The sequence below is a fragment of the Vibrio sp. YT-19(2023) genome (assembly GCF_033337395.1).
The window spans coordinates 1-618 of sequence record NZ_JAWOQN010000712.1 but is presented as its reverse complement, the minus strand read 5'-3'; the positions used below and the strand labels follow the sequence as shown (position 1 = coordinate 618).

The 618-nt window shown below is 44.8% G+C and carries 1 protein-coding gene; it reads left to right on the top strand.

What is annotated here, in order from left to right:
* On the top strand, nucleotides 1-618 hold a 618-nt coding region (locus tag R7E78_RS28045; RefSeq protein ID WP_411913780.1), incomplete at both ends, for an Hpt domain-containing protein.

Below are 618 nucleotides of genomic sequence, written 5' to 3'. Positions count from 1 at the left end.
GAATGCACAGGGCAGTTATTTGGCGAATCAGTTATTAAAGCCAGATTTTCCTAATCAGTTGGTGTCGATGAAGGCTACGCTCGAACAAAAACTGGTTTCTTTTATCTTTTGGCTCATTGTCGTGAGCGGTTGTCTGTTGGCGTTGGTTTCATGGGCTGTCTTCTCTAAAAATGCGGTGGCGAATTCAAGTTCATCAGAGCCTGCCGTTTCTCAAACTGAAAACGCCTCCAGTTCTTTAGAACACGAGAACAAAGCGCGTGAGTTGGCAAGTGATGCTCAAGCGAATAAAACGCAAGAGCTAACCCCTGATTCGCGACAAGAATTGCTGGCTCCGCAAGAACCGTTTATCGATATAAACAGAATGCTGGATTCGCTTTCTGGCGATGAAGGCGCTGTCCGAATGTTGCTCGAGGTCTTTATTCAAGATCATGCTGAAGATGGTTCTAAATTACATAAACTTCTAAACGAAGATATAGACAACGCACAGCGCGCAGCGCACAGCCTGAAAGGGGTGTCAGGAAGTTTAGGTGCAATGCCCCTGCATTACATCTCAGGTGAGATAGAATTATTGATAAAACAGGGCAAAGAGGTACCGGATAATAAGCTCTGTCAATTAAG